This window comes from Streptomyces sp. NPDC050534 (assembly GCF_044457745.1).
GTDB lineage: Bacteria > Actinomycetota > Actinomycetes > Streptomycetales > Streptomycetaceae > Streptomyces.
The window spans coordinates 254,447-275,116 of record NZ_JBITHF010000007.1 but is presented as its reverse complement, the minus strand read 5'-3'; the positions used below and the strand labels follow the sequence as shown (position 1 = coordinate 275,116).

At 70.7% G+C, this 20,670-nt stretch carries 18 protein-coding genes; 8 read left to right on the top strand and 10 right to left on the bottom strand.

The features are described 5' to 3' along the window. Positions 1–9: 9 nt before the first annotated feature. On the bottom strand, positions 10–1,374 hold the full coding sequence (locus ACIBN2_RS24075; RefSeq protein ID WP_399137083.1) for a glutamine synthetase family protein: 1,365 nt from the start codon (positions 1,372–1,374) through the stop codon (positions 10–12). 93 nt (positions 1,375–1,467) lie between these two features. Here ACIBN2_RS24075 and ACIBN2_RS24070 point away from each other — a divergent pair, with 93 nt between their 5' ends. Both ACIBN2_RS24070 and ACIBN2_RS24065 read left to right on the top strand, forming a co-directional pair. Continuing rightward, positions 1,468–2,202 (top strand): FadR/GntR family transcriptional regulator, encoded by a 735-nt coding sequence (locus ACIBN2_RS24070; protein ID WP_399137081.1) that lies wholly within the window; start codon positions 1,468–1,470, stop codon positions 2,200–2,202. Between the two features lie 53 nt (positions 2,203–2,255). Further along, on the top strand, positions 2,256–2,960 hold the full coding sequence (locus tag ACIBN2_RS24065; protein WP_399137079.1) for a gamma-glutamyl-gamma-aminobutyrate hydrolase family protein: 705 nt from the start codon (positions 2,256–2,258) through the stop codon (positions 2,958–2,960). A 51-nt stretch (positions 2,961–3,011) separates the two neighbouring features. Here ACIBN2_RS24065 and ACIBN2_RS24060 read toward each other — a convergent pair whose 3' ends face one another. Next, a complete protein-coding gene (locus tag ACIBN2_RS24060) occupies positions 3,012–3,923 on the bottom strand; it encodes a LysR family transcriptional regulator (protein WP_399137077.1) in 912 nt (303 codons plus the stop codon). A 70-nt stretch (positions 3,924–3,993) separates the two neighbouring features. Between ACIBN2_RS24060 and ACIBN2_RS24055 the strand changes: the two genes are divergently transcribed. Further along, positions 3,994–5,160, top strand: coding sequence for a TDT family transporter (locus tag ACIBN2_RS24055; RefSeq protein WP_399137076.1), 1,167 nt, complete (start codon positions 3,994–3,996; stop codon positions 5,158–5,160). On the opposite strand, the gene ACIBN2_RS24050 is transcribed toward ACIBN2_RS24055, so the two are convergent. The 4 genes from ACIBN2_RS24050 to ACIBN2_RS24035 all read right to left on the bottom strand — a co-directional run bounded on the left by ACIBN2_RS24050 (position 5,087) and on the right by ACIBN2_RS24035 (position 10,731). Continuing rightward, complete coding sequence (locus tag ACIBN2_RS24050; protein ID WP_399137457.1) at positions 5,087–5,806, bottom strand: helical backbone metal receptor; 720 nt, start codon at positions 5,804–5,806, stop codon at positions 5,087–5,089. The genes ACIBN2_RS24055 and ACIBN2_RS24050 overlap by 74 nt on opposite strands. A gap of 5 nt (positions 5,807–5,811) precedes the next feature. After that, positions 5,812–6,378 (bottom strand): helix-turn-helix domain-containing protein, encoded by a 567-nt coding sequence (locus ACIBN2_RS24045; protein WP_399137075.1) that lies wholly within the window; start codon positions 6,376–6,378, stop codon positions 5,812–5,814. A 695-nt stretch (positions 6,379–7,073) separates the two neighbouring features. After that, positions 7,074–9,686, bottom strand: coding sequence for an ABC transporter permease/substrate binding protein (locus ACIBN2_RS24040; RefSeq protein WP_399137073.1), 2,613 nt, complete (start codon positions 9,684–9,686; stop codon positions 7,074–7,076). Continuing rightward, positions 9,679–10,731, bottom strand: coding sequence for a glycine betaine/L-proline ABC transporter ATP-binding protein (locus ACIBN2_RS24035; RefSeq protein WP_399137072.1), 1,053 nt, complete (start codon positions 10,729–10,731; stop codon positions 9,679–9,681). Before ACIBN2_RS24035 ends, ACIBN2_RS24040 begins: the two co-directional genes overlap by 8 nt. Before the next feature lie 193 nt (positions 10,732–10,924). Between ACIBN2_RS24035 and ACIBN2_RS24030 the strand changes: the two genes are divergently transcribed. Together ACIBN2_RS24030 and ACIBN2_RS24025 are read left to right on the top strand one after the other, a co-directional pair. Continuing rightward, positions 10,925–11,854, top strand: coding sequence for a 5'-3' exonuclease H3TH domain-containing protein (locus tag ACIBN2_RS24030; RefSeq protein WP_399137455.1), 930 nt, complete (start codon positions 10,925–10,927; stop codon positions 11,852–11,854). A gap of 101 nt (positions 11,855–11,955) precedes the next feature. Then, positions 11,956–12,804 carry a siderophore-interacting protein gene (locus ACIBN2_RS24025; protein ID WP_399137071.1) on the top strand — a complete coding sequence of 283 codons (849 nt, stop codon included), beginning with the start codon at positions 11,956–11,958 and terminating at the stop codon, positions 12,802–12,804. An 83-nt stretch (positions 12,805–12,887) separates the two neighbouring features. On the opposite strand, the gene ACIBN2_RS24020 is transcribed toward ACIBN2_RS24025, so the two are convergent. The 3 genes from ACIBN2_RS24020 to ACIBN2_RS24010 all read right to left on the bottom strand — a co-directional run bounded on the left by ACIBN2_RS24020 (position 12,888) and on the right by ACIBN2_RS24010 (position 15,469). Then, entirely contained in the window at positions 12,888–13,664 is a 777-nt protein-coding gene (locus ACIBN2_RS24020) for an ABC transporter permease (RefSeq protein WP_399137069.1), read from the bottom strand. Then, positions 13,661–14,677: an ATP-binding cassette domain-containing protein gene (locus tag ACIBN2_RS24015; RefSeq protein ID WP_399137067.1), complete on the bottom strand. Its 1,017-nt coding sequence runs from the start codon at positions 14,675–14,677 to the stop codon at positions 13,661–13,663. The genes ACIBN2_RS24020 and ACIBN2_RS24015 overlap by 4 nt, the downstream gene beginning before the upstream one ends. 171 nt (positions 14,678–14,848) lie before the next feature. Beyond that, positions 14,849–15,469: a PadR family transcriptional regulator gene (locus ACIBN2_RS24010; RefSeq protein ID WP_399137066.1), complete on the bottom strand. Its 621-nt coding sequence runs from the start codon at positions 15,467–15,469 to the stop codon at positions 14,849–14,851. 225 nt (positions 15,470–15,694) lie between these two features. Between ACIBN2_RS24010 and ACIBN2_RS24005 the strand changes: the two genes are divergently transcribed. Then, positions 15,695–17,254, top strand: coding sequence for an amino acid permease (locus ACIBN2_RS24005; protein WP_399137064.1), 1,560 nt, complete (start codon positions 15,695–15,697; stop codon positions 17,252–17,254). On the opposite strand, the gene ACIBN2_RS24000 is transcribed toward ACIBN2_RS24005, so the two are convergent. Then, positions 17,251–17,859: a GNAT family N-acetyltransferase gene (locus tag ACIBN2_RS24000; protein ID WP_399137062.1), complete on the bottom strand. Its 609-nt coding sequence runs from the start codon at positions 17,857–17,859 to the stop codon at positions 17,251–17,253. The genes ACIBN2_RS24005 and ACIBN2_RS24000 overlap by 4 nt on opposite strands. Before the next feature lie 68 nt (positions 17,860–17,927). Between ACIBN2_RS24000 and ACIBN2_RS23995 the strand changes: the two genes are divergently transcribed. Together ACIBN2_RS23995 and ACIBN2_RS23990 are read left to right on the top strand one after the other, a co-directional pair. Continuing rightward, the gene (locus tag ACIBN2_RS23995) at positions 17,928–18,875 is read left to right on the top strand and encodes an RluA family pseudouridine synthase (protein WP_399137061.1); all 948 of its coding nucleotides are present in this window, start codon (positions 17,928–17,930) and stop codon (positions 18,873–18,875) included. Between the two features lie 278 nt (positions 18,876–19,153). Next, on the top strand, positions 19,154–20,440 hold the full coding sequence (locus ACIBN2_RS23990; protein ID WP_399137060.1) for a hypothetical protein: 1,287 nt from the start codon (positions 19,154–19,156) through the stop codon (positions 20,438–20,440). Positions 20,441–20,670 lie beyond the last annotated feature (230 nt).

Here is a 20,670-nt window from a genome sequence, read left to right as displayed (position 1 = left end):
GGGAACCTCTCACATGCGTTCGAAGGAGCGGCGCAGCTCCCAGTCGGTCACTGCGGCGTCGAAGGCCTCGAGCTCGACCCGCGCCATGTTGCGGTAGTGCGCGACGACCTCGTCGCCGAAGGCGGCCCTGGCGATCGGGCTGTTCTCCCAGAGGTCCGCGGCCTCGCGCAGGGTCGTCGGGACGTGCTCGTACTCGGCGGTGTACGCGTTCCCCGGGCAGGGCTCGGGCAGCTCCAGCTTCCGCTCGATGCCGTGCAGGCCGGCCGCGACCAGCCCGGCCACGGCGAGGTGCGGGTTGACGTCGCCGCCCGGCAGCCGGTTCTCGAAGCGCAGGGACCGGCCGTGGCCGACGACCCTGAGGGCGCAGGTGCGGTTGTCGTGGCCCCAGGCGACGGCGGTCGGGGCGAAGGAGCCCGGCTGGAACCGCTTGTAGGAGTTGATGTTGGGGGCGTAGAGCAGCGAGAAGTCCCGCAGGGCGGCGAGCTGTCCGGCCAGGAAGTGCCGCATGACGTCCGACATGCCGCCCTCCCCCTCACCGGGCATGACGCTGTTCCCGGCGGCGTCCGCGAGCGAGAGGTGGATGTGGCAGGAGTTGCCCTCGCGCTCGTTGTACTTGGCGATGAAGGTGAGCGACACGCCCTCCTGGGCGGCGATCTCCTTGGCGCCCGTCTTGTAGATCGTGTGCTGGTCGCAGGTGACCAGGGCGTCGTCGTAGCGGAAGGCGATCTCGTGCTGGCCGGGGTTGCACTCGCCCTTGGCGGACTCGACGGTGAGGCCGGCGCCCGCCATCTCGTTCCGGATGCGGCGCAGCAGGGGCTCGATCCGGCCGGTGCCGAGCACCGAGTAGTCGATGTTGTACTGGTTCGCCGGCGTCAGCCCTCGGTAGCCCGCGTCCCACGCCTGTTCGTAGGTGTCCTTGAAGACGATGAACTCCAGCTCCGTGCCGACCTTGGCGGTGAGGCCGTGCTCGGCGAGACGGTCGAGCTGGCGGCGCAGGATCTGGCGCGGGGCGGCGACGACGGGCGAGCCGTCGCCCCAGGCGAGGTCGGCGATCAGCATGGCCGTACCGGCGTTCCAGGGAACGCGGCGCAGGGTGCTGAGGTCCGGGTGCATGGCGAAGTCGCCGTAGCCGCGGTCCCAGGAGGACATGGCGTAACCGTCGACGGTGTTCATCTCCGTGTCGACGGCGAGGAGGTAGTTGCAGCCCTCGGTGCCGTGGTGGAGGACCTCGTCGAGGAAGAAGCGGGCGGCGAACCGCTTGCCCTGGAGGCGCCCCTGCATGTCGGGGAAGGCCAGGACGACGGTGTCGATCTCCCCGCTCGCGACGAGGGCGTGCAGCTCCTCGACGCCGAGCGGGGGTGTGCGGTCTGCCACGGGAGATCTCCTTCGGCTGCTGCGCTTTTTCCACCGGGCCGGAAGCCATAAGGTATTCCGGAGAACCATTGCTTGGGAAGGGGGTGCGGCGGTATGTCGGCGGATCCGGACGGCGGCCCGGGGGACCGGTTGACGCCGGTGCTGCGGCCGGTGCGGGCGGGCAACGGCTTCGAGGAGGCGCTGGAGCAGATCCTGCAGGTCGTACGGCTGGGCCTGGTGCCGGGGGGCGGGCGGCTGCCGGCCGAGCGGGAGCTGGCCGAGCGGCTCGGCATCAGCCGGGTCACGCTGCGCGAGGTGCTCAAGGTGCTGCAGGACCAGGGCCTGGTGGAGTCGCGGCGCGGGCGGTACGGCGGAACGTTCGTCCTGCCCCGCACGGACGCGGGCGGCGAGGACGAGCTGCGGCGCCGGATCACCGAGGTCGACATCGAGGACGTGCTGCGCTTCCGGGAGGTCCTGGAGGTCGGGGCGGCGGGTCTGTGCGCGACGCACGGCCTGGGCGAGGAGCAGGCGGACCGGCTGCGCGAGGCGCTGGACCGCACGGGCGACGCGCCTCTCGCCGACTACCGCCGGCTGGACACCCTGCTGCACCTCACCCTCGCGGAACTGTGCGGATCACCCACGCTGACCGCGCAGTACGCGGCCGTACGGGCCACGGTGAACGACCTGCTCGACTGCATCCCGCTCCTGGTGCGCAACCTCGAGCACTCGCAGCGGCAGCATGTCGCGCTGGTGGAGGCGGTGCTGGACCGGGACGCGGACGGGGCGCGGGAGATGATGCGGGAGCACTGCGCGGGGACGGCGGCGCTGCTCAGGGGCTTCCTGGCGTGACATCGCATGGCCAAAGGTATGGACTGGATCCATTGCTCCGGGCTGGAGGACGTATGGCGGGCGAGCCGCTGATCGGCATCAGTACGTATCTGGAGGCCGGGGCGCGCTGGGGCGTGTGGGAGCTGGAGGCCGCGCTGCTGCCGGCCGGCTATCCGCGGCTCGTGCAGCGGGCGGGCGGGGTCGCGGTGATGCTGCCGCCGGACGAGGTGCCGCGGGCCGCGGACGTCGTGTCCCGGCTGGACGGCCTGGTGATCGCGGGCGGGCCGGACGTCGAGCCGGTCCGCTACGGCGCCGAGCGCGACCCCCGGACCGGACCGCCGGCCCCTGTCCGGGACGCCTGGGAACTGGCGCTGATCGATGCCGCGCTGGCCGCGCGGGTGCCGCTGCTGGGCATCTGCCGGGGCATGCAGTTGCTGAACGTCGCCCTCGGCGGCACGCTGGTCCAGCACCTCGACGGCCACGCGGAGGTCGTGGGCGTCTTCGGCCGGCACCCGGTCAAGCCGGTGCCGGGCACGCGGTACGCCGCCGCGGTCCCGGAGGAGACGTCCGTCCCCACGTACCACCACCAGGCGGTCGACCGCCTCGGCACCGGGCTCGTGCCGTCGGCCCACGCGGCGGACGGGACCGTGGAGGCGGTGGAGCTGCCGCCGGCCGACGGGTGGGTGCTGGGGGTGCAGTGGCATCCGGAGATGGGCGACGATCCGCGGGTGATGCGGGGGTTGGTGGAGGCGGCGCGGGGACGTGCGGCGGCATCCTGAGGCTCGTGGCGCGGACGGCTCGTTCGCCCCCCGCCGGGGCGGGGAGAAGCGCTAGCCCCGCGTCAGCGACAGCAACTCCCGTGCCGGACCCGCCGGTCGATGACCCGTGGGCCACACCGCCCGCAGGTCGCGCGCCAGGGCGACCCCCTCCACCGGCACCCGGACCAGCCGCCGCATCGCCAGTTCCTCCCCCACGGCCAGCTCGCTCAGCACCGCGGGACCCGCTCCGCTCACGGCCGCCGCCTTCACCGCGGTCGTCGAGGAGAGTTCGATCAGGGGGCGCGCCAGACCACCCAGCGCCGCGTCCAGGACCTGCCGGGTCCCGGAGCCCTTCTCCCGCAGGATCAGCGGGGTCGCCGCCAGCTCCGAGGCGGCCAGGGGTTTGCGCCGGCGGGCCCACGCGTGGGCGGGCGCCGTGACCACGATCAGGCGGTCGCGGGCGATGACCGCGGAGTCGAGGCCGTGCGGCACGTCGACCCCCTCCACGAAGCCGAGATCCGCCTCGCCGGACAGCAACTGCTCGGCGACCGTCGCCGAGTTGCCGGCCAGCAGGGACACCGCCGTGTCCGGGCGCTGGGCGCGCAGCGCCAGCAGCCAGCCCGGCAGCAGATACTCGGCGATCGTCATGCTCGCCGCCACCCGCAGCCGCGAGTCCCGCCGGTCCCGCAGCGCCTGCGCCCCCACGTCGAACGCCTCCGCCGCCTCCACGATCCGCCGGGCCCAGTCCGTGACCAGCGCACCGGCGTCGGTGAGCCGGGAGCCCCGCGGCGACCGGTCGACGAGGGCCACGCCCAACTGCCGTTCCATCGACCTGATCCGGCTGCTGGCAGCGGGCTGCGTGATGCCCAGTTCGCGCGCCGCCCCGCCGAGACTCCCGAGCCGCGCCACCGCCAGCAGCAGCTCCAGCGCGCCCAGATCCGGAACCCGATGCGACAGCGAGCCCTGCGCCTCCACTTCGCTCATAAACCCAGCTTATGCCCTGATAGACCGGTACTCCCTGGTCGCGCCTCCCGGACGGCGAGACCGTGAGGACATGGTCACCGCAGCCCAGCACCTTCCGCACGCCACCCCGCGTGCCCCACGTGTCCCCCGCGCCACAGCCGTCCGTCACCTCGGACCCAACTGGTACGCCTCCGTCATGGGCACCGCCATCGTCGGCACCGCGGGAGCGGCCCTCCCCCTGCACGTCCCCGGCCTGCGCACCGCCTGCGCCGCCGTGTGGGCGCTCTCCCTCGGACTTCTGCTCGCCCTGCTCGCCGCCCGCGCCGTGCACTGGACGTACCACCGCGACCAGGCCCGCGCCCATCTCCTCGACCCGGCCGCGGCGCCGTTCTACGGCTGCCTGTCCATGGCGCTGCTGGCCGTCGGCGGGGGTGCCATGGTGGTCGGCCGGGACTGGATCGGCCTGCGGGGCGCCGTCGCCCTCGACGCCGTGCTGTTCACCGCCGGGACGGTGGTCGGGCTGGCGGCCGCCGTGGCGGTGCCGTATCTGATGGCCGTAAGGCACCGGATCGAGCCCGGGCAGGCGTCGCCCGTCTGGCTGCTGCCGCTCGTCGCGCCCATGGTGTCCGCGGCGGTCGGGCCGCTGCTCGTGCCGCATCTGCCGCCTGGGCAGCCCCGGGCGACGCTGCTTCTCGCCTGCTTCGCGATGTTCGGGCTGAGCCTGCTCGCGACCCTGGTGATGCTGCCGGTGATCTTCGCCCGGCTGATCACCGGCGGGCCGCTGCCCCTCGCGCTGACCCCTGCCCTGTTCCTGGTGCTGGGCCCGCTCGGCCAGTCCACGACCGCCGTGGGCAAGCTCGCGGACGCCGCGCCCGGGGCCGTACCGGCGCCGTACAAAGACGGATTCGGTGTCCTCGCCGTCCTCTACGGCGTGCCGGTCATGGGCTTCGCGCTGCTGTGGCTCGCGTTCGCCGCCGCGCATGTGGTGCGGGCGCGCCGGCACGGCATGGGGTTCTCGATGACGTGGTGGGCGTTCACCTTCCCCGTCGGGACGTGTGTCACGGGCGCCGAGGCCCTCGCCCGCCGCACCGGTCTCCTCGCCTACGACTGGCTCGCGCTCGGCCTGTATCTCCTGCTCGTCGCCGCCTGGGGCACCGCCGCCCTGCGCACGGCCCGCGGCCTGGTCAGCGGCGAGCTGCTCGCAGCGCCTCGCCCAGCACCCGCGGAGCCTCGGCCAACGACGGTCCGTACCATGTGAGATGACGTCCGCCGACGAGAGCGCACCGCAGCCCCGGGAACGCCTCCGGGCCGTCCCCGGCGGTGAAGCGGTACGGCTCGTCCGGCAGGACGACGACGTCCGGCGCCGCCGCCCGCAGCTCCTCGACGGGGACGCGGGGATAGCGGTCGGGGTGGGCCGCGTAGAGGTGGTCGACGCCGAGCCGGGAGAGGACGTCGCCGGCGAAGGTGTCGCGGCCCAGCACCATCCAGGGGCGGCGCCAGATCGGCACCACGGCCGTCGTACGGCGCTCCTGCGGGGGCAGCTCGGACCAGGCGCGTTCCGCCTCGTCCAGCCAGCGCGGCCGGGAGGCCGCCCCGCACGCCCGGAGCACGCGCTCCAGCTCCCCGAACGCCTGCGGCACGTTGCGCACCTCGGTCACCAGGACCTCGGCGCCCGCCGCGCGCAGGGCCGCCAGATCGGGCGCGCGGTTCTCCTCCTCGTTCGCGACCACCAGGTCGGGGGCGAGGGCGAGGACCCGGTCGAGCTTCGGGTTCTTGGTGCCGCCGATGCGCGGGACGCCGAGGTCCGCGGGGTGGGTGCACCAGTCCGTCGCGCCGACGAGGACGCCGGGCAGCGAGACCGCCACCGCCTCCGTCAGCGACGGCACGAGGGAGACGACGCGGATCGGCACTACCGCGACCGGTTCTGGACCGCCTCGACGTGCTCCGCCACCGCGACGACGATCACGCGGGTGTCCGACACCGTCGCCCGCCACCGGTGGCGCACGCCGCCCGTCAGGTAGAGCGTGTCCCCGCGGCCGAGCCGGTAGGCGCGCCCCTCCGCCTCGATCTCCACGGCGCCGTCGGCGACGTACATCAACTGGTCGTTGCGGTGCTGGAATTCACGGCCCGCGTCATGGTCGCCGGTGAACTCCGAGGCGTGCATCTGGTGATGACCCCGCACCAGGGAACGCTGCCGCGGTCCCTCGGCCGGCTCGCACACCTCGGCGCGCACGACGTCGACGCTGCACGCCGGGTCGGCTGCCGCGAGGAGTTCGACGGCGGTGGTGCGCAGGGCGTCGGCGACCTTCTCCAGGGAGGCTCTGCTGGGCCGCGCGCGGTCGTTCTCGACCTGGCTCAGGAACGGAACCGACAGGCCGCTGCGCTCGGCCACGACGGCGAGGGTGAGCTGCAGCGCCCGGCGCCGTCGCCGTACGGCCGCGCCCACGCGCAACGGCTGTTCTTTGTGGTCGCCCATCGCTCCGGCTCCCTCCTTGTGTCGTGGTCCCGGTAGTTCTGATGAGTTCTCTGCACCTTACGCAGGTTCGGCAAACCGTTTCACGCGCCCGTCACATCCTCGTAAACACAGCATGCGGTCAATTCGCCAACTTGTGACGGGCGATGAGCACAACCGACCGGCTGTGCGCGGATACCTCCTTCGGGACGAAGACGCTGACCAGGAGGGCCGGCCGGCCGTGCCGGACGTCGGCGGGGACGGTGCCGGCACCACCGCGGTCCGGCCACCGGACCACCGACCGGCCCGAACGCCGGGCGGCGAATTCGGGGGCGTACGTCAGCGGCCGCGATGGGCCCCGCCGCGCCGGGAACGGCGGCCGGGACGACATTCCCTTTCTCCCTTTCAATGCGCCGGGGCTCGTGTGTGTTCCCGGCGGCCATTCCGTGCCGCGGGAATGCGATCACGCCCGTGATCAGGGCTTGCGCGGTCAGCGGTGAAGTCCCGCACCACGGCCGGAAGTTGGTGCTGCGCGGCGCGGCCGGCGGTCGGTGGCCGTCCGCTCCGGCGGCGCCTGCGGGCGGCGAAAACACCTCCGGGGCGCCTTCGGCTCCGCGCCGCTCGGGCGCGGAGCCGTCGGCGCCCCGGACAGGTGGGCGGTGAGGCTCGGGTGAAGAGGTAGCGCTATGTGGTTGGCCGGATCCTTTTCGTACCCGGGGTCATTGCGGTGTCATCCGGCCGACCACGTCGGGGTGCTTCTTGACCCACGCGGCGACCGCCTGCTCCTCATGACCCTGGCCCTGCTGGTTGATCTCGCTCTCCAGGCTGCCGAGCTCGCCCTCGCTCATGCGGAAACCCTTGATCCACTTGGTGAGCTGCGGGTACTGCCCGGTGAACTTCTCGTTCGTGATGGTGCGGATCGTGTTGCCCTCGCCGAAGAGCTTCTTGTCGTCCTTCAGCTTGGTGAGGTCGTAGCGGCTGTAGGCCCAGTGCGGCGACCACAGCACGACGGCCACGGGCTTCTTCTGTGCGTAGGAGCGCTTGAGCTCGGCCAGCATCGCCGGCGTGGAGCCGTCGACGACCTTGTACTCCTTGTCCAGGCCGTAGCCGGGCAGGACCTTCGTCTTCAGGAGGTTCATCTCGCCGGTGCCCGGCTCGATGCCGATGATCTTCCCGTCGAAGGTGCTCGCCTTGCCCTTGAGGTCCTCGAGCGTCTTGACGCCCTTCACGTAGGAGGGCACGGCGACTTCCAGCGAGGTCGGCCGGTACCAGGTGCCCAGGTCCTTCAGGCTGTCCTTGCTCTTGTCCCAGTAGTTCTTCTGGGCATACGGCAGCCAGGCGTCGAAGTTGACGTCCAGGTCACCGGAGGCGAGGCCGGTGTAGACCGGGCCGACGTCCATCTGCTTGAGGTTCAGCCTGTAGCCGCGCCGCTCCAGGACGTTCTTCCACAGGTAGGTGACGGCGACGTCCTCGTCCCAGGGGAACCAGGCCACGTTCACCGCCCGCTTGGCCTCGGCCGGGGCCGCGCCGCCGGAGACCGGGGCCAGCTTGTCGACGACACCCGGGTTGTCCCTCAGCCAGGCGCGCACGGCGTCCTGCTGCTTGCCCTTGCCCGCCTTGTTGATCTCGGCCTCGAGGCTGGTGAGCTGCTTCTCGGTCATCCGGAAGTTCTTCAGCCACTTGCCGACGACGGGGTTGTCGTTCGCGAAACCCTTGCGGGCGAGCGTGTGCACGCCGTCGCCCTTGCCCCAGGCGCCCTTGGGGTCCTTGAGCTTCTTCAGCTTGTAGTCGTTGTACGCCCAGTGCGGCGACCACAGCGTGGTGACGATCGGCTCCTGCTTGCTGTACGCGCGCTTGAGCTCGGCCAGCATGGCGGGCGTGGAGCTGTCGACGACCTTGTACTCCTTGTCGAGGCCGTACGCCTTCAGCACCTTGCTCTTGAGCAGGGCCATCTCACCGGCGCTCGACTCGATGCCGGTGATCTTGCCGCCGAAGGTGGACGCCTTGCCCTTGAGGTCCGCCAGGGAGTCGATGCCCTTCATGTACGCGGGCACCGTCAGCTCCAGCGAGGTCCGGCCGTACCAGGAGCCCAGGTCGTCGAGCTTGCTCCCGTACTTCTTCCAGTACTGCGCGTGGGTCGTCGGCAGCCAGGAGTCCGTCTCGAAGTCCACGTTGCCCTGGGCGAGGGAGGTGTAGAGCGGGCCGGCGTCGAACTGCTTGACGTCGACCTGGTAGCCGCGCTGCTCCAGGATCTCCTTCCAGAGGAAGGTGGAGGCGACGCCCTCGTCCCAGGGGATGTAGCCGATCGAGATCTTCTTGCCCTGGCCGACGTTCTTGCCGTCGGCGACGGCGGCGGACCCGTCCGAGTTGCCGCCGAAGAAGCCCATGCCGCCCGCCACGAGCGCGAGGACCACGACGCCGACCACCGCGATCTGCGGGCTCGGCCGGTACGACCACAGCTTCAGGCCGTGCGCGGCGCGCGCCTTGGCGGCGGCGCGGCGGCCCAGCGGGGAGACGTGGGTGCCCAGGGCACCGGTCATGCGGTCCAGGTAGATCGCGAGGATCACGATGGCCACACCGGCCTCGGAGCCGAGGCCGACGTTCAGCTGGCCGATGGCCTCGTTGACGTCGCCGCCGAGGCCGCCGGTGCCGACCATGCCGGCGATCGCGGCCATGGAGAGGCCGAGCATGATGACCTGGTTCACGCCGGCCATGACGGTCGGCAGCGCGAGCGGCAGCTGCACGCGCAGCAGGGTGTCGCGAGGCGTCGTGCCGAACGCCTCGGCGGCCTCCACCAGTTCCTTGTCGACCTGCCGGATGCCCAGCTCGGTCATGCGCACGCCGGGGGCGAGCGCGAAGATCAGGGTCGCGACGATGCCCGCGGAGGCGCCGGTGCCGAAGAACAGGATCGCCGGGATGAGGTAGATCATCGCGGGCAGCGTCTGCATGAAGTCCAGGATCGGGCGGACGAGTCCGCTGACCCGGCTGGAGCGCGCGGCCCAGATGCCCACCGGTACCGAGATCACCAGCGCGATGATCGTGGCGACGAGGACGAGCGACAGCGTCACCATCGCGTCGCCCCACAGTTCGAGGGAGTCGATGAAGGCGAAGCCCACGAACGTCAGGACGCCGGCGAGCGTGCCGCGCAGCCAGAAGGCGAGCACCGCGAAGATGCCCGCGAGCAGCAGGGGCTGGGGAGCCTGGAGGACGGCGTTGATGCCGTCGTAGGTGCCCGTGAAGACGGTCTTGAAGAAGTCGAAGAGCCAGGCCGCGTGGTTCAGCAGCCAGTCGACCATGTCGTTGACCCAGTTGCCGAGGGGGATTCTAGGCACGGGCCACCGCCTTCTCGTCGCCGAGGAAGCCGACCAGGCGCTGCCTCGGTACCACTCCGACGAGCTCGCGCTTCTCGTCGAGCACGGCCACGGGGTGCGTCAACCGGGCGCTGATCGCGCAGAGTTCGGTGAACGGCGTGTCGGGCGTCGCGGTCTCGCAGCCGCTTTCGCAGCCGCAGTCGGCCTCGTCGCCGCGGACGTCCCGGTCCATGACGGCGGACGCGGTCAGCACGCGGGAGCGGTCGACGTCCTGGATGAAGGATTCGACGTAGTCGTTGGCGGGCCGCAGCAGGATGTCCTCGGCCGTGCCGGTCTGGACGATCTCGCCGTCGCGCATGACGGCGATACGGTCGCCCAGGCGCATGGCCTCGTTCAGGTCGTGCGTGATGAAGACGATGGTCTTCTTCAGCGTCCGCTGCAGCTCCAGGAGTTGGTCCTGCATGTCACGGCGGATCAGCGGGTCGAGTGCGCTGAACGACTCGTCCATCAGCAGCAGGTCGGCATCCGTGGCGAGGGCGCGGGCCAGACCGACGCGCTGCTGCATGCCGCCCGAGAGCTCGTCGGGCCAGGACTTCTCCCAGCCGGCCAGACCGCACAGAGCCAGCGCCTCGCCGGCGCGCTTCTCGCGCTCGGCGCGGGGCACGCCCTGCACGGCCAGGCCGTAGGCCGCGTTCTCGAGGACGCTGCGGTGCGGGAACAGCGCGAAGTGCTGGAAGACCATGCTGATCTTCCGTGCGCGCACCTCGCGCAGCTCGCGGGCACCGAGCGCGGTCAGGTTCTGTCCGTCGAAGCTGACATGTCCGGCGGTCGGCTCCAGCAGACCGTTGAGCATGCGCAGCAGCGTGGACTTGCCGGACCCGGACAGGCCCATGACGACGAAGATCTGGCCCGGTTCGACGGTGAAGGAGGCGTCGATCACGGCGGCGGTGGTGCCATCGGCACGCAGCTCCTCGCGGCCGGCCCCCTGGCGCAGCCGCTCGACCGCCTTGACTGGTTGTCTGCCGAACACCTTGTAGAGATGCTCGGCCTCAAGCCTTGATGACACGCGAACCTCTTGCCTCGACGACAGAAACTGGGAGCCGACGGGCCGTAACCGGTTGAAGGTGCAACCGCATCGCTCCGGGGCCGCGCCTGCCCGAAGTGGTCCAGTCCAAACGCACCAGTGGGCCAGTTCACAAGGCGCTCACAACTGTCACCCCGGAGTCGTGGCGGGGTGACTGTCGGTGCCGTACGGCATGATGCGAGACGTGACCGGACGACTGATGCTCCTCGACACCGCCTCGCTCTACTTCCGCGCCTACTTCGGCGTCCCGGAGTCCGTGAAGGCCCCGGACGGGACGCCGGTGAACGCCGTGCGCGGGCTGCTCGAATTCATCGACCGCCTGGTCAAGGACCACCGGCCGGACCACCTCGTGGCCTGCATGGACGCCGACTGGCGCCCCCGGTGGCGGGTCGACCTGATCCCCTCCTACAAGGCGCACCGCGTCGCCGAGGAGCACGCGGCGGGACCGGACGAGGAGGAGGTGCCCGACACCCTCTCCCCGCAGGTGCCCGTCATCGAGGCCGTCCTGGACGCGCTCGGCATTGCGCGCGTGGGCGTGGAGCCGTACGAGGCGGACGACGTGATCGGGACGTTCACGGCGCGCGCGAAGGGCCCGGTCGACATCGTCACCGGCGACCGCGACCTGTACCAGCTGGTGGACGACGCGCGCGGGGTGCGCGTGCTCTACCCGCTCAAGGGCGTCGGCACGCTCCAGCTCACCGACGAGGCGTGGCTGCGCGGGAAGTACGGGGTCGACGGCAGGGGGTACGCGGATCTGGCGCTGCTGCGCGGCGACCCGAGTGACGGGCTGCCGGGCGTGCCCGGCATCGGCGAGAAGACGGCGGCCAAGCTGCTCGACGAGTTCGGGGACCTGGCCGGGATCATGGCCGCGGTCGAGGACCCGAAGGCGAAGCTCACGCCGTCGCAGCGCAAGCGGCTCGACGAGTCGCGGCCCTACGTCGCGGTCGCGCCGAAGGTCGTCAAGGTCGCCGACGACGTTCCCCTGCCGGACGTCGACACGGCGCTGCCGCACGCCCCGCGCGACCGGGCGGCGCTGGACGAGCTGGCGGCACGGTGGGGCCTCGGCGGATCGCTGCAGCGTCTGCTGACCACGCTGGAGAGGTAAACAATGTCCCCGTTCCCTGAATTGTGGGGGCAGATAGCGTGTTCACGACCGGAGAGGTGCTAACTTAGGTAAGCCTAAGCATGGAAGTGTGGGAGGTCGCCATGGCAGAACGTCCGGCTCGCAAGCCGCGGAGGGCGCAGAGTGCGCAGGTCGTCCGCACCGAGCGGCTGACCCCGCACATGCAGCGCGTGGTCCTCGGCGGCGATGGGCTGGCCGGCTTCACGGCCGACACCTGCACCGACCACTACGTGAAGCTGCTGTTCCCCCCGGCCGCCGGCGTGACCTACCCGGAGCCCTTCGACCTGGAGCGCATCCGCGAGGACCTGCCGCGCGAGCAGTGGCCGGTGACGCGGACGTACACCGTGCGCGCCTGGGACCCGGAGTCCCGCGAGATGGCGCTGGACTTCGTCATCCACGGCGACGAGGGCCTGGCCGGCCCCTGGGCGGCGCGCGTCCGGCCCGGCGAGACGGTCCACTTCATGGGTCCCGGTGGCGCCTACGCCCCCGACGTGAGCGCGGACTGGCATCTGCTGGCCGGCGACGAGAGCGCGCTGCCCGCCATCGCCCGCGCCCTGGAGTCGCTGCCCCACAACGTCACGGCCCATGCCTTCGTGGAGGTCTCCGGCCCCGAGGAGGAGCAGAAGATCGACTCCGACGTGCAGGTCGTCTGGCTGCACCGCGGCGAGCGCCGCGTGGGCGAGCTGCTCAGCGAGACCGTGCGGGCGCTGGAGTTCCCCGAGGGCCGGATGCACGCGTTCGTGCACGGCGAGGCGCACTTCGTGAAGGAGCTGCGCCAGCTGCTGCGGGTCGAGCTCCAGATCCCGCGCGAGGACCTGTCGATCTCCGGCTACTGGCGGCTCGGCCACAACGAGGACGGCTGGCAGGCCTCCAAGCGGGAGTGGAACGCCCGTATCGAGCAGGAGCAGGAGAGCTCGGCACCCGCCGCGTGAGACGGCCGCCCGACACCTGAGACGCCCCGAAGGGGCGGCGCCTCGCCGAGGTGCCGCCCCTTCGCCTTGCACACGGCCCGTGCTCACACCTTCCGCTGGTACGAACGGAACGTGCGGATCGACAGCCACACCGCGGCCACCGCGAGCGCGAGGAGCGCCCCGCCCCGGCTGCACACGTCGCCCCAGTCCGGGTTCTCCGACAGGGCCGAACGTCCCGCCACCATCGCCCAGTTGAGCGGGTTGAAGTCGGCGATGTGCTGCATCCAGTCCGGCATCTGCGACGGCGCCATGAAGGCACTCGAAAGGAACGTCAGCGGCAGCAGCAGGAAGGTGTTGATGCCGATGATCGACTCGCGCTCCTGCACCAGCATGCCCAGCGCGTTGGACAGCGCCCCGAAGATCGTGCCGAGCAGCACGGAGGCGACGACCAGCACCGCGACCCCGACGATGCCGCCCGGGTAGTCCGCGCCGCCCGCCAGCGCTAGCAGCACGATGACGGCCGACTGGAAGGCGGTGATCAGGCCGTTGTTGACGACGTTGCCGTTCATCAGCGCCGCGCGGCTGACCGGCGTGGTCAGGAAACGGTTGAGCGTGCCCCGCTGGATTTCCTCCAACGTGCCCATGCCGGCCCACATGTTGGAGCTGAGCGCACTCATCACCACCACGCCCGGGACCAGGTAGTCGAGATAGCTGGTGGTCCCGAAGCCGCCCAGCTCGACGACCTTCTTGAAGAGGTTGCCGAACAGGAACAGCCAGATCACCGGCTGGATCAGCGTGATGATCGCGTACGCCGGCTGCCGGGTGAACACCATGAGCTGACGCTGGGTCATGTACCAGGTCTGGGAGACGGCCGTGCTCACTGCGCACCTCCGGCGAGGACGAGGTTGTCGGTGGTTTCGGCGTTGGCCTCGGAGTAACGGCGGCCGGCGTAGCGGAGGTAGACGTCGTCGAGGGAGGGCCGGGCCACGGTCGCGGCGGCGACCCCGACCCCGGCCCGCTCCAGGGCCCCGAGCAGCGCGGGTACGGCCGCCGCCCCGTCGTCGGCGCGGACGCTCACACGGCGCCCGTCGACCAGCACCTCGTGCAGGCCGGACATCCGGCCGATGGCTCCCTCGAGGAGCGTGCGGCCGGCCTCGCCGACCACTTCCCGCAGCTCCAGATGGACGGCGTCGCCGCGCAGTTCGCCCTTGAGGGAGTCCGGCGTGCCCTCGACGACGACGCGTCCGCGGTCGACGATGGCGATGCGCTCGGCGAGCCGGTCGGCCTCGTCGAGATAGTGAGTGGTGAGCAGGATGGTCAGACCCTCCTCGCCCGCCAGCCGGTCGATCTCGTCCCACATCGCGGTACGGGCCTCGGGGTCCAGACCGGTGGTGGGCTCGTCCAGGAAGAGCACTTCGGGCCGGTGCACCAGGCCGAGTGCGACGTCGAGGCGGCGCCGCATCCCGCCGGAGTAGCCCTTGACCGGACGCTTCGCGGCGCCGCCGAGCCCGAAGCGGCCGAGCAGCTCGTCCACCCGCCTGGCGAGGGCTGCGCCCTTCAACCCGTAGAGCCTGCCCTGGAGTTGGAGGTTCTCGCGGCCCGTGGCGACCGGGTCGGCGCCGGAGCTCTGGGCGACCACGCCGATCGCGCGGCGCACCCGGTCGGGGTGGCGCAGCACGTCGTGCCCGGCGACGGTCGCGGCGCCCGAGTCGGGCTTCGCGAGGGTGGTGAGGATCTTGACGGTGGTCGACTTGCCGGCGCCGTTGGGCCCGAGGAGCCCGAAGACGGTGCCCGGTTCGACGGTGACGTCCATGCCGCGCAAGGCGGTGACGTCACCGGCGTAGGTCTTGATCAGCTGACGCGCCTCCACTGCGGGCGCACGCGTAGTACTCATGACGACAGCTCTCCTGATGAGCGGATGACAGCTGATCCGTCCGTGCCGGGAGCGCCGGGCTATCCTGGGTGTGCCGCACCTCGATCGCCCGGAGCCGCCGCACGGCGGATCCAGCTCGGGGTTCGAGACCCCGGCCACGCTGCTGCAACAGCCCGGCCGGGGTCCTTCTCGTTATCTGAACTCCGGTGGCAGCTCCCCCGTTTCGTGGAAGTGGCGCCACCCGTCGACGCCGGGCAGTGTGCCCTTCTCGATCTCCTCGAGGAAACCGCGGACCCACCGCGCCTGCGCCTCGACCATGTGCAACTGGTACTCGACCTCCACGAGGAAGAGCCGCGGCAGCGTCTCGCACAGCTTCTCCAGCGCCGCGCGCCCGCTCGCCACCTCCACCTCCAGGTTCTGCAGCCGCTCCTCGAGCAGCCGCACCACCTCGTCCGGAGGCAGGGCGCCGAGCAGCGAGAGCGCCGTCTCGAAGATCGGGAACTCCTTGGCGGGGACGGCCAGCAGATCGGACAGCCAGTCGGCCATCTCCTCCCGCCCCGCCTCGGTGAGCCCGTAGACCGTGCGCTCGGGGCGGTTGCCCTGCCGCTCGACGTCGGCGACCTCGACGAAGCCGTGCTTCTGGAGGTTCTGCACGACCGTGTAGAGCGAGCCGTAGTTGATCTTCGTGCTGACGTCCTTGCCCTGACGGCGCAGCGTCTGCGCGATCTCGTACGGATGCATCGGCTTCTGCCAGAGCGTGACCATCACGGCCAGCGCCAGCGGGTTGCCGAGCTTGCGGCGCTTCATCGCCATGACCATCACCCCGTCCCGAATATCCGTACGCGAACATATCGCGATCCGCGAGCGGTCGTCAATACACACGATGTATCGCGTTTTCGGGTGCAGAGCAAGCACGTGAGGACTTGGGCCCGCCGTGGACATGCCGGCGTGACGCGCAGGAAACAGCCCGTCCCTAATTTCTGTCGCCCGACAGGAATTCCACGCCCTCAGGAATCCGCGCCGAAGGCAGGTGCCGCCGTGACGACAACCACCCCCTCCGACGTACGCCCCGACCCGCCCCACTCCCCCGACGACGGCTCGCTCGCCGAGTTCGGCTACCGCCAGGAGCTGCATCGCAGCCTGGGCCGCTACGCCTCGTTCGCGGCCGGGTTCTCCTTCATCTCCGTGCTGACGACGGTCTTCCAGTTCTTCGCCTTCGGGTACGCCTTCGGCGGGCCCGTCTTCTTCTGGACCTGGCCGGTGGTGCTGGTCGGGCAGCTGGCGGTCGCCGCGTGCTTCGCGGAGCTGGCCGCCCGCTATCCGATCTCGGGCGCCATCTACCAGTGGTCCTCACGCCTGGCCACCCCCGCCTTCGGCTGGTTCGCGGGCTGGATCATGGTGATCGGGCAGATCGTGGTGGTCGCGGCGGCGGCGCTGGCGCTGCAGATGGTGCTGCCGGCGATCTGGCCGGGCTTCCAGCTGGTGGGCACCGACCCGGCGCCCACCTCGCCCGACGGCGCTGCGAACGCGGCGGTGCTGGGCGTGGTCCTGCTGGTACTGACCACCCTGGTGAACATCCTGGACAACCGGGTGATGTCCGTGGTCAACCGCGTCGGCGTCACCGCCGAGATCATCGGCGCGGTCCTGATCGTCGTCCTGCTGCTGACCCACTCCCGGCGCTCCCCCGGCATCACCTTCCACACCCAAGGGGCCGCAGGATCGGGCCTGTTGGGGGCGCTGCTGGTCGGGTCGTTCACGGCGGCGTACGTGATGATCGGCTTCGACAGCGCCGGCGAGATGAGCGAGGAGACGCATCACCCGCGCCGCACCGCGCCCCGCACGATCCTCACCGCCCTGGGGGCGGCGGGGCTCCTCGGCGGCCTGGTCGTCCTCGGCGGTCTGCTCGCCGCGCCCAGCCTGACCGACGGGCACCTGGGAGTCGACGGTCTCAGCTACGTGCTGACCAGCAGCCTCGGCGACGGCGTCGGCAAGGTCCTGCTCGCGGACGTGGTGGTGGCGATCGCGGTGGCGACCCTCGCCATCCAGACGGCGGCCTGCCGGATGCTGTTCTCCATGGCCCGCGACGGCCAACTCCCCTTCTCCGCACGGCTCGCACACGTCAACCCGCGCACCGGGATGCCCGGCGCCCCGGCCCTGGTGGTCGGCGTCCTCGCGGCGGCCCTGCTCCTGCTCAACTTCGCCTCGCCTGACGCGTTCCTGGCCATCGGCACCACCTGCATCGTGCTGCTGTACCTGGCGTACGCGATGGTCACCGGCCCGCTCCTGATCCGGCGGCTGCGCGGCGGGTTCTCCACGGAGGGCACCGACGAGGCCGGCGGCATGCTCTTCTCCCTCGGCCGCTGGGGCGTCCCGGTCAACGCCCTCGCCCTCCTCTACGGCCTGCTCATGACCCTCAACCTGGCGTGGCCCCGGGCGGCGGTGTACGACCCGGCGGGCGGGCACTGGTACTTCCAGTGGTTCACGGTCCTCTTCCTGGCGGCCACGCTCGTGATCGGTGCCGGATACCGGGCGTACCGGAGGCGCACGGCGGACCGAAGCGCCGTACCGGAGGCGGCCGTTCAGGAGGTGGAGGTCTAGGAAGCCGGGAGCCGTGAGCCGGGCCGGTCGACGCGGACGCGGGCGTGCAGGTGCATGTCGTGCCAGCCGTCGGGATGAAGGAAGGCGCTGCGCTTCACGCCCTCCAGAACGAAGCCCGCCTTCGCGGCGACGCGGCAGGATGCCTGGTTCGCCCCGGCGTGCAGCAGCTCCAGACGGTGGAAGCCGATCTCCTCGAAGGCCCAGCGGGTGACCGTGGCCGTTGCGCGGACGGCCACGCCCCGGCCGCGGGCCGCCGCCGTGGTCCAGTACGCGATCTTCGCCAGGCCGTCGGCGAGCACGATGTCACGCAGCGCCACCCGCCCCAGCAGCAGATCGCTTCCCGCGTCGGCCACCGCCCACTGCGCGATGCGCTCCTCCTCCCACTCCGTCAGCCAGCGCTCGACCCAGCCGGCGGCCTCGGCCTCCGAGCCGCTGGTCATCAGGTGCCACTGGTGCATCAGCGGATCCTGGAAGGCCTCGTGCACGGCGGACGCGTCCTCGATCCGCCAGGGTCGCAGGACCAGCCCGTCCCCGGTGTCCAGCACGGGCTGCGGCGAGCGGCTGAGGGTTCCGGCGGGCAGGACGGGGCTGGTGGTGTACGGCATGGTCCGCATCCTGCACGCGTCGCGCGGCCGGCCCCAACGGGTTTTCCGGCGCCGTAGTCTTGATCGTGATGACACGACGGCCGCGCGTTCCGCCCTCTCCCCTGCCGCAGCGGCTGGGGATCGATCCGGTGCGGGTGCGGCTGCCCCTCGAAGGGGCATGGGCCACCGCACGGGAGTACCTGGTCGAGCGGCTCAGCGGCGCGGGCGCCGGCGTCGTCGAGGGGATGTTCGCCGCGGGGGACATCGTCGGGGCCGACGGGCGGGCCGTGGCGCCCGACGCGGCGTACGAACCCGGCATGTTCGTGTGGTTCCACCGGGAGCTGCCCCCGGAGGTACCGGTGCCGTTCCCGCTGGAGATCGTCCACCGCGACCAGCACATCGTCGTCGTCGACAAGCCGCACTTCCTGGCCACCACCCCGCGCGGCAGCCATGTCACCGAGAGCGCGCTCGCGCGGCTGCGCCGGGAACTGGACATCCCGGCCCTGGGCGCCGCGCACCGGCTGGACCGGCTCACCGCCGGGCTGGTGCTGTTCACGGTCCGCCCTGAGGAACGCGGCGCGTACCAGTCCCTGTTCCGCGACAAGCGGGTCCGCAAGGAGTACGAGGCGGTGGCGCCGTACGATCCCGGTCTCGCCCTCCCCCGGACCGTGCGCAGCCGCATCGTGAAGGAGCGTGGGGTGCTCGCCGCGTACGAGGTGGAGGGCGAGCCGAACGCCGTCAGCCGCGTCGAGCTGACGGAGCACCGGACCGGCGGACCCGCGCGGTACCGGCTGCTCCCCAGCACCGGGCAGACCCATCAGCTGCGCGTCCACATGAACACACTCGGCGTGCCCATCCTCGGCGACCCCCTGTACCCCGTGGTGACGGCCCCCGTACCCGCCGGCGACTTCCGCCGCCCCCTGCAACTACTGGCCCGCGCACTGACCTTCACCGATCCGGTCACGGGGGTGGAGCACCGGTTCCGGAGCGGGCGGGTGCTGGAGGCTTGGGGGGCGTACGAGGACTGGGCGACCTGATCGGCGAAGGGCCCATCGCGCGCAGCCACCACCCCTGTCCGCAACGCTTCTCGCACCGGCGGCAACAAGTGCCCCGGGTTCCCCATCAGTTCACCCGCATAGCCATGACCGAATCAGAACCAACTCTTTCGGATCGTTGCGGCACATGACAACATTTCAACCAAGTGCGCCCCTCGTATGCCGTCGTACGCTCCTCCCGTGCTCCTTCACGAGGACCGACGTCGCGCGCACGCTGGGGATTACGGCCAGAAGTGGGATGTTCTTGCGGAGGCTCGGTCATGGAATCACGTCGCGTCGAAGTCACGGTGGTAACCCCGGACATGCTCGCCTGGAAGGGCTCCGCGCAGGAGGCTCTGGAGCTGCTGTCAGACGCACGCGGCATTCAGGAATTACTTCATCGTTCGCATGAACTCTGGTGCGGCACGAATTGCGATCGAAGCACAGCGTGCACGTACCTGCATTACCCGCGGGACCCGGTGACAGCTGTCAACCCTGCCACCACGAGGTCGCGTTACAACAAGCAGACCGCCCACCTCTACACCGTGATGGGCGCAGACGGCTACGTAGGCCCGGTCGCGCAGTGCCACCGAATAAACGTGTGGCCCTTGCTGGAAAAAGTCGTGGAACGGTGGGATACGGTCGGGGGACGACTCGGCGACACTCCGGAACACTATTCCGACTGGACGAAGAAACGTGACGCAAGCGCCGCTGACACGGTGTCACGCGCATGCCGCGACACCATCCAGTGGATGGCCTGCTGGTGCGGTGAGCAATACGGCGCAGACCCGCTGGGTCTTCACTACATCGCCTTCGCCACCATCCTCGACGACATCTGCATACCCCCGCTCGATCTGGTGAGTGGCCGCTTCCGCATGTACGGCCGCTCCGTACGTGACCTGGTAGAGGCGATGGACGCGGCCGACTGGGGGCGGGACGCGGTCCATGCGCTGCTGTCGCTGATCAGGCAGTCCATTGTGCAGTACGCGGAAAAGATGGACTTCCGCCCCGGGGACGAGCACATCGGCCTCCATGACGAACTGAAGAACTCGCCGGACATGTGGGACGGGGTCATTTTCCGGGGTAACACCGGAAATGCGTACGGGACCGCCATCATGGTTGCGCGGAACAGCGCAACAGGTCCGGTGTCCTTCTCATGGCTCATGGACAGCGCCGTGTGCGATTGCCTCTCCATGGACCTGTGCAAATCGACCCTCGGCATCTACTCGGTGGACAACCACCAACCGACGTCGAATGGTCAGCGGTCGGAGAAAAGGAAGGCCAGCTACCGGTCGATCTACCTTGATCTCATCGATGACCTGGTCTTCACCGGCGCACCCGAGCCGTTGGTCCATTTCGGCCGCAGCGGTTTCCTCTTCGTGCAGATCCAGGACCGGTACCAGGAACGCCGGCACGGGAAGCGATTCCCGCTTGCTCCGCCGATGGCGCGCGAACTGAGGCGGCTTTTCGGCGAAGTGCCGACAGATGAATGGCTTGACGAGGTCTTTCACGGCGGCGAAGTCGACGAGGCTCGCCGATTCGTGTGGTCACACCGTCGCGCTGGATGACGAGCGTCGCAGACGCGATGTCCGCCGCAGGAAAGTTCATCGGGGGCTGACGTGTAGGCCGCAGCCCCCGAAACGGCCTACACGCCCGGCATATTCCTGTGTTCCACAGGGGGCAAGTCGTCGACAAACTTCACTTTCCGGCCATTGTTCCGTGCGGCAGCCACGTCACGCAGACCGTACTCGCCCGCCCGCGCCGGGAACTCACAGATCCGGTCACGAACGAGCAGAAC

Excerpts from the sequence above, each read along its gene's own strand:
- ACIBN2_RS24045 (WP_399137075.1), bottom strand. The coding sequence starts at position 6,378 with ATGGGCGACCACAAAGAACAGCCGTTGCGCGTGGGCGCGGCCGTACGG.
- ACIBN2_RS24030 (WP_399137455.1), top strand. The coding sequence starts at position 10,925 with ATGCGAGACGTGACCGGACGACTGATGCTCCTCGACACCGCCTCGCTC.
- ACIBN2_RS24070 (WP_399137081.1), top strand. The coding sequence starts at position 1,468 with ATGTCGGCGGATCCGGACGGCGGCCCGGGGGACCGGTTGACGCCGGTG.
- ACIBN2_RS24000 (WP_399137062.1), bottom strand. The coding sequence starts at position 17,859 with ATGCCGTACACCACCAGCCCCGTCCTGCCCGCCGGAACCCTCAGCCGC.
- ACIBN2_RS23995 (WP_399137061.1), top strand. The coding sequence starts at position 17,928 with ATGACACGACGGCCGCGCGTTCCGCCCTCTCCCCTGCCGCAGCGGCTG.
- ACIBN2_RS24055 (WP_399137076.1), top strand. The coding sequence starts at position 3,994 with ATGGTCACCGCAGCCCAGCACCTTCCGCACGCCACCCCGCGTGCCCCA.
- ACIBN2_RS23990 (WP_399137060.1), top strand. The coding sequence starts at position 19,154 with ATGGAATCACGTCGCGTCGAAGTCACGGTGGTAACCCCGGACATGCTC.
- ACIBN2_RS24010 (WP_399137066.1), bottom strand. The coding sequence starts at position 15,469 with ATGGCGATGAAGCGCCGCAAGCTCGGCAACCCGCTGGCGCTGGCCGTG.
- ACIBN2_RS24065 (WP_399137079.1), top strand. The coding sequence starts at position 2,256 with ATGGCGGGCGAGCCGCTGATCGGCATCAGTACGTATCTGGAGGCCGGG.
- ACIBN2_RS24060 (WP_399137077.1), bottom strand. The coding sequence starts at position 3,923 with ATGAGCGAAGTGGAGGCGCAGGGCTCGCTGTCGCATCGGGTTCCGGAT.
- ACIBN2_RS24025 (WP_399137071.1), top strand. The coding sequence starts at position 11,956 with ATGGCAGAACGTCCGGCTCGCAAGCCGCGGAGGGCGCAGAGTGCGCAG.
- ACIBN2_RS24015 (WP_399137067.1), bottom strand. The coding sequence starts at position 14,677 with ATGAGTACTACGCGTGCGCCCGCAGTGGAGGCGCGTCAGCTGATCAAG.